The sequence below is a fragment of the Escherichia sp. WS33 genome (genome assembly GCF_046486385.1).
Taxonomy (GTDB): domain Bacteria; phylum Pseudomonadota; class Gammaproteobacteria; order Enterobacterales; family Enterobacteriaceae; genus ECMA0423.
On the sequence record NZ_JBJQLJ010000006.1, the window covers coordinates 186,376 to 193,452 of the forward strand.

At 48.3% G+C, this 7,077-nt stretch carries 5 protein-coding genes; 2 read left to right on the forward strand and 3 right to left on the reverse strand.

All coding sequences use genetic code 11. The annotated features are described in order from the left end of the window. Positions 1-43: 43 nt before the first annotated feature. The gene (mdtE, locus tag ACJHXA_RS07685) at positions 44-1,153 is read left to right on the forward strand and encodes a multidrug transporter subunit MdtE (RefSeq protein ID WP_001340474.1); all 1,110 of its coding nucleotides are present in this window, start codon (positions 44-46) and stop codon (positions 1,151-1,153) included. Positions 1,154-1,177: 24 nt separating this feature from the next. Then, complete coding sequence (gene mdtF, locus ACJHXA_RS07690) at positions 1,178-4,291, forward strand: multidrug efflux pump RND permease MdtF (protein ID WP_000024892.1); 3,114 nt, start codon at positions 1,178-1,180, stop codon at positions 4,289-4,291. Between the two features lie 362 nt (positions 4,292-4,653). Here mdtF and gadW read toward each other — a convergent pair whose 3' ends face one another. From gadW to ACJHXA_RS07705, 3 genes are all read right to left on the reverse strand, one after another. Next, entirely contained in the window at positions 4,654-5,382 is a 729-nt protein-coding gene (gene gadW / locus ACJHXA_RS07695) for an acid resistance transcriptional activator GadW (protein WP_000149991.1), read from the reverse strand. A gap of 367 nt (positions 5,383-5,749) precedes the next feature. Then, positions 5,750-6,574 (reverse strand): acid resistance transcriptional activator GadX, encoded by an 825-nt coding sequence (gene gadX, locus ACJHXA_RS07700; RefSeq protein ID WP_001191068.1) that lies wholly within the window; start codon positions 6,572-6,574, stop codon positions 5,750-5,752. A 369-nt stretch (positions 6,575-6,943) separates the two neighbouring features. Beyond that, positions 6,944-7,077 (reverse strand): hypothetical protein (locus ACJHXA_RS07705; RefSeq protein WP_000336835.1); only part of this gene is annotated, 134 nt, incomplete at its 5' end.

Sequence of the window (7,077 nt, forward strand, 5' to 3'; positions counted from 1 at the left end):
CAGAAGAAGAAAGCTGTTAATACCGTTGTTATTCTGCGGCGCGATGCTCACCGCCTGCGATGACAAATCGGCGGAAAACGCCGCCGCCATGACGCCTGAGGTCGGTGTCGTCACACTCTCCCCCGGTTCGGTCAATGTGTTGAGCGAATTGCCCGGTAGAACCGTTCCTTATGAAGTTGCCGAGATACGTCCCCAGGTGGGCGGTATTATCATTAAACGCAACTTTATCGAAGGCGATAAAGTGAACCAGGGCGATTCGCTGTATCAGATTGATCCTGCACCTTTACAGGCCGAGCTAAACTCCGCCAAAGGCTCGCTGGCGAAAGCGCTCTCTACCGCCAGCAATGCCCGCATCACCTTTAACCGCCAGGCATCGTTGCTGAAGACCAACTACGTTAGCCGTCAGGATTACGACACCGCGCGCACCCAGTTGAATGAAGCAGAAGCCAATGTCACCGTCGCCAAAGCGGCTGTTGAACAGGCGACGATCAATCTGCAATACGCGAATGTCACCTCGCCGATTACGGGCGTCAGCGGGAAATCGTCGGTGACCGTCGGCGCACTCGTTACCGCTAATCAGGCAGATTCGCTGGTTACCGTACAACGTCTGGACCCGATTTATGTCGATCTCACGCAGTCGGTGCAGGATTTCTTACGCATGAAAGAAGAGGTCGCCAGTGGGCAAATCAAACAGGTTCAGGGCAGTACGCCAGTACAGCTCAATCTGGAAAATGGTAAACGCTACAGCCAGACCGGCACGCTGAAATTCTCCGACCCGACGGTGGATGAAACCACGGGCTCCGTGACGTTACGGGCGATTTTCCCCAACCCAAATGGTGACTTGCTGCCTGGCATGTACGTCACGGCATTAGTGGATGAAGGTAGCCGCCAGAATGTATTACTGGTGCCGCAGGAAGGCGTCACCCACAACGCCCAGGGTAAAGCAACGGCGCTCATTCTGGATAAAGACGATGTTGTGCAGCTACGCGAAATTGAAGCCAGCAAAGCCATCGGCGACCAGTGGGTTGTCACCTCTGGCTTGCAGGCTGGCGATCGGGTGATCGTTTCCGGTTTGCAACGCATTCGTCCGGGTATCAAAGCACGAGCAATTTCCTCCAGCCAGGAAAACGCCAGCACCGAATCGAAACAATAACGTTGCAGGCTTAAGGGGACTTTCATGGCTAACTATTTTATTGATCGCCCGGTTTTTGCCTGGGTACTTGCCATTATTATGATGCTTGCAGGTGGTCTGGCGATCATGAACTTACCGGTTGCGCAGTATCCGCAGATTGCGCCACCGACCATTACCGTCAGCGCTACCTATCCAGGTGCCGATGCGCAAACGGTAGAAGACTCGGTCACTCAGGTGATTGAGCAAAATATGAATGGGCTTGATGGCCTGATGTACATGTCTTCAACCAGTGATGCGGCGGGTAATGCCTCTATCACTCTGACCTTCGAGACTGGGACATCTCCTGATATCGCACAGGTTCAGGTGCAAAATAAACTGCAACTCGCTATGCCTTCATTACCTGAAGCGGTGCAGCAGCAGGGGATTAGCGTTGATAAGTCGAGCAGTAATATTCTGATGGTAGCGGCGTTTATTTCTGATAACGGCAGCCTCAACCAGTACGATATCGCGGACTATGTAGCGTCTAATATCAAAGACCCGCTAAGCCGTACCGCGGGCGTTGGTAGCGTACAGCTCTTTGGTTCCGAGTACGCCATGCGTATCTGGCTGGACCCGCAAAAACTCAATAAATACAATCTGGTACCTTCCGATGTTATTTCCCAGATTAAGGTGCAAAACAACCAGATTTCCGGTGGTCAACTGGGTGGCATGCCACAGGCGGCAGACCAGCAACTAAACGCCTCGATCATTGTGCAGACGCGTCTGCAAACGCCGGAAGAATTTGGCAAAATCCTGTTGAAAGTTCAGCAAGATGGTTCGCAAGTGCTGCTGCGTGATGTCGCCCGCGTCGAACTTGGAGCGGAAGATTATTCCACCGTGGCGCGCTATAACGGCAAACCTGCTGCCGGGATCGCCATCAAACTGGCTACCGGAGCAAACGCCCTGGATACCTCGCGGGCAGTCAAAGAGGAGCTGAACCGCTTATCAGCCTATTTCCCCGCAAGTCTGAAGACGGTTTATCCTTACGACACCACGCCGTTTATCGAAATTTCTATTCAGGAAGTTTTTAAAACACTGGTTGAGGCTATCATCCTCGTCTTCCTGGTCATGTATCTGTTTTTGCAGAATTTCCGTGCCACAATCATCCCGACGATTGCCGTACCGGTGGTTATTCTCGGGACGTTTGCGATCTTGTCGGCGGTCGGTTTCACCATCAACACGTTAACTATGTTCGGGATGGTGCTGGCGATAGGGTTACTGGTGGATGACGCCATCGTGGTGGTGGAGAACGTCGAGCGTGTCATTGCGGAAGATAAGCTACCACCGAAGGAAGCGACGCATAAATCGATGGGGCAGATCCAACGTGCGCTGGTCGGTATTGCTGTTGTTCTTTCCGCAGTGTTTATGCCGATGGCCTTTATGAGCGGCGCAACCGGGGAGATCTACCGCCAGTTCTCCATCACGCTGATCTCCTCCATGCTGCTTTCAGTATTTGTGGCAATGAGCCTGACCCCTGCCCTGTGCGCCACCATTCTGAAAGCCGCGCCGGAAGGCGGTCACAAACCTAACGCCCTGTTCGCACGCTTCAACACGCTGTTTGAAAAATCAACTCAGCACTATACCGATAGCACCCGCTCGCTGTTGCGTTGTACCGGTCGCTACATGGTGGTCTACCTGCTGATTTGCGCCGGGATGGCGGTGCTGTTCCTGCGTACACCGACCTCTTTCTTACCAGAAGAGGATCAGGGGGTATTTATGACCACCGCGCAGTTACCTTCCGGTGCCACCATGGTTAACACCACGAAAGTGCTGCAACAGGTGACGGATTATTATCTTACAAAAGAGAAAGATAATGTTCAGTCGGTGTTTACCGTTGGCGGCTTTGGCTTCAGCGGCCAGGGGCAAAACAACGGCCTGGCGTTTATCAGTCTCAAGCCGTGGTCTGAACGTGTCGGTGAGGAAAACTCGGTTACCGCGATCATTCAGCGGGCAATGATTGCGTTAAGCAGTATCAATAAAGCCGTCGTCTTCCCGTTCAACTTACCCGCGGTGGCTGAACTGGGTACCGCGTCAGGTTTTGATATGGAACTGCTGGACAACGGTAACCTGGGGCACGAAAAACTAACCCAGGCACGAAACGAGCTGTTATCACTGGCAGCGCAATCGCCTGACCAGGTCACCGGGGTACGCCCGAACGGCCTGGAAGATACGCCGATGTTCAAAGTGAACGTCAACGCCGCGAAAGCTGAGGCAATGGGTGTGGCGCTGTCTGATATCAACCAGACAATTTCCACCGCCTTCGGCAGCAGCTACGTGAACGACTTCCTCAACCAGGGGCGGGTGAAAAAAGTGTATGTCCAGGCAGGCACGCCGTTCCGTATGTTGCCGGATAACATCAACCAATGGTATGTACGCAACGCCTCTGGCACGATGGCACCGCTTTCTGCCTACTCGTCTACCGAATGGACCTATGGTTCACCGCGATTGGAACGCTACAACGGCATCCCGTCAATGGAGATTTTAGGTGAAGCGGCGGCCGGGAAAAGTACCGGTGACGCTATGAAATTTATGGCAGACCTGGTCGCTAAACTTCCGGCAGGCGTCGGCTACTCATGGACCGGACTGTCGTATCAGGAAGCGTTATCCTCAAACCAGGCTCCTGCACTGTATGCCATTTCACTGGTCGTGGTGTTCCTCGCCCTCGCCGCACTCTATGAGAGCTGGTCAATTCCGTTCTCGGTGATGTTGGTTGTTCCGTTAGGCGTCGTTGGCGCATTACTGGCCACCGATCTGCGCGGCTTAAGTAATGACGTCTACTTCCAGGTTGGTTTGCTGACCACCATCGGGCTTTCCGCCAAGAACGCCATCCTGATTGTCGAATTTGCCGTTGAGATGATGCAGAAAGAAGGGAAAACGCCGATAGAGGCAATCATCGAAGCGGCGCGGATGCGTTTACGCCCAATCCTGATGACCTCTCTGGCCTTTATTCTCGGCGTGCTGCCGCTGGTTATCAGTCATGGTGCCGGTTCTGGCGCGCAAAACGCGGTAGGTACCGGCGTGATGGGCGGGATGTTTGCCGCAACAGTGCTGGCAATTTACTTCGTTCCGGTCTTTTTCGTTGTAGTGGAACATCTCTTTGCCCGCTTTAAAAAAGCGTAACGTGTAAATGAGAGTAAGGTTGAACGTGAAGGTTCAGCCTTACTCTTTCCTGCTAACCATTCACCACTCAACAACCAGCTAACCGTCAGGAATACCAGGCTTAGTACACAGCACTGAAAGTAGAAACCACTCCAGCCATTCGTCATCAATTTGAACAGCACAATACTGACCCACATTCCCGTAATCGTATGAATTGTCAGCTTAATAATCCCAAACATGCCGAGTCTTTTCCTCCTGAAAATACCTATACCGCCTGGCAAACTGCGAAAGAGAACTAGCCGGTAGCCCGGCAGAAATCATCAGGGAAGAGTTTCACATGAAGCAGGTGTGAGATCCTGACCAATATTCAAATGCAAAATATGTCAGGAAAAGGTACCTGGCGAATGTTGCGCAAACTGATGTGGCGTTACACCATAATATTGTCGAAATGTGTTTATAAAGTACGACGTACTGCTATAGCCACATTTTTCTGCAATAGTATGCAGAGGAATTTGACGTAACTCGAGTAATCGTCTGGCCATCGACATCCTGGAAGCGAGTAATATTTTACTGAAACAGGTATTTTCATCCTGCAACTTTTTTTTGATGAGACTCTCGCTGGTATACATTCTTTCCGCGATATCGCGCAGATACCAACGTTTGGCGATATCAAAGCTAATAAGGCGTTCAACTTTTCCTGAAACAGTGCTGATGCTATTGAAAAGTAAGGGGATCAGTTCTTTCTTATGAGAAAACATCGATAAACAGGAAAGGTAGAGCATATTGCTCAGTATCGGTGAATTTACCCCGGATTCATTGAAGCTATCAAAAATCGCCGTCACCAGCGGCATGGGGGGTGACTGGTTAATTAATAGACGGTCTTTGCTATGTAACCCTAAATTGCGTGGTAGCTGACGAATATTTTGTAAGTAATGGCAAACTGTCAGCTCATCGATATCCAGTCGTCGCGTATCCGGTGAACAAAACGCAAAATCGTCTGCCAAATTTTTCTCCAGCAGCACGATACTCTCGTTATGCAGCGATATTTTATGCTGTTCATGATAAATATCGAATGAACGACGAATGAGGATCACCGAGCAGACATGAGTCATGATTATCCCTTATATTTCATACTGCGATTATTTCAATTTCAGTATACTAATGAAATGTTGCCAGACTGTTTCTTAGCGAAAAAACTGCCAGATTTGGTAGGACCAAAATTTATCCACAAAGTAGTTTTGCATAACAGTTAATTGATAATAAGTAAATGCAGCACGAATATATTTTCGCACTGCGTATAGCTTATGTTTATAAAAAAATGGCTGATCTTATTTCCAGTAAAAGTTATATTTAACTTACTGAGAGCACAAAGTTTCCCGTGCCAACAGGGAGTGTTATAACGGTTTATTAGTCTGGAGACGGCAGACTATCCTCTTCCCGGTCCCCTATGCCGGGTTTTTTTTATGTCTGAGTAAAATTCTATAATCTTATTCCTTCCGCAGAACGGTCAGTGCCGTAAAAATTTCCTTGCGCAACAATACTTGCCGCCGAGTCACGGTTCGGCAATCCCTGCGCCGATCGCTCCTGATACTCTGTGGGCGTCATCCCATAATAATTTCGAAAGACGTAAATGAAATACGACACGCTGTGATATCCACAGGACACTGCGACTCGCTTAATTGAAAAGCCATGTATAACAATAAGTTGCAAAGCACGTTGCATTCTACACTCAGTAAGCAACTGTGAATATGATGTCTCTTCTTCGCGCAATTTTTTCTTTAACAGGCTTGGACTCATCAACAGCTCGCTGGCGATTCGGGCTAGTGTCCACTCATGGGCGATATTATTATTGATAACCGTACAAACTCGTGTTCGCATGTTCGGTTGCAAAACGTTCAAAAGCAGCGGTATAAAGTGCTCATCCTCAAGAAAAACAGATAACAACGCAAAGATTAATGCTCTTTTACGTAGCATTTCTGCATAGCGAAGATTCTTATTCTGCGATAGTTGCGCAACTTCCTGAAAAACAGGAATATCTCTGCTACAGTGATGAACGAGTAATGAAGAAATTTTTTTATGTGCATGAAGATTTAATGCCTCCTCCTTGAGCATCGGCAGAAATAATGAAAGCGTATCCCTTGATACTAATACAAAATTTTCAACACACTTATCTACTCGAATTTGGCTTGCATCCGCAAAAACCAGGTCACCGCCATTAAAATAGCGATATTCACCATTAACCATGGTGAGAATATATTTATGTCTTGCGTACGCAATTAGACAATTCCCATGTAATGATTGCATAGTTGACTTAATATTACATAAACATATTACTGTTAATTAATGTAGCACGCCGCCCTCTTAAGTCAAATTGATTGATAAATAAATTTAAACGAAGCGGGAGAACAGGATGATAATGTGTGATGTTCTACGGGCAGGATGACTGGATTTATAATACAAAAACGTGTTTAAGAACGCAGTGAAATTAATAGCAAGCAAATAATCCCTTTTCGTGACATTAAAGGCAATCGCTACATTTAATAAACATTCATATAACATATATCTTATCAACACGATGAATAGACAGCCAATATATTATTGCGATTAATAAGCAACCGAATGCCCAGCTGTTTTTTTAAAGGCTGGGCATTCGGTTTTTACAACGTTATGTTATCAGGTGTGTTTAAAGCTGTTCTGCTGGGCAATACCCTGCAGTTTCGGGTGATCGCTGAGATATTTCAGGGAGGCTTTGTAGTCTTCCAGCAACAGTTCAGCAAAGTCCATTTCGAAGCCGCGACGACACATAA

Coding starts and splice junctions, on each gene's coding strand:
- mdtE (WP_001340474.1), top strand. CDS start 44: ATGCTCACCGCCTGCGATGACAAATCGGCGGAAAACGCCGCCGCCATG.
- mdtF (WP_000024892.1), top strand. CDS start 1,178: ATGGCTAACTATTTTATTGATCGCCCGGTTTTTGCCTGGGTACTTGCC.
- gadW (WP_000149991.1), bottom strand. CDS start 5,382: ATGACTCATGTCTGCTCGGTGATCCTCATTCGTCGTTCATTCGATATT.
- gadX (WP_001191068.1), bottom strand. CDS start 6,574: ATGCAATCATTACATGGGAATTGTCTAATTGCGTACGCAAGACATAAA.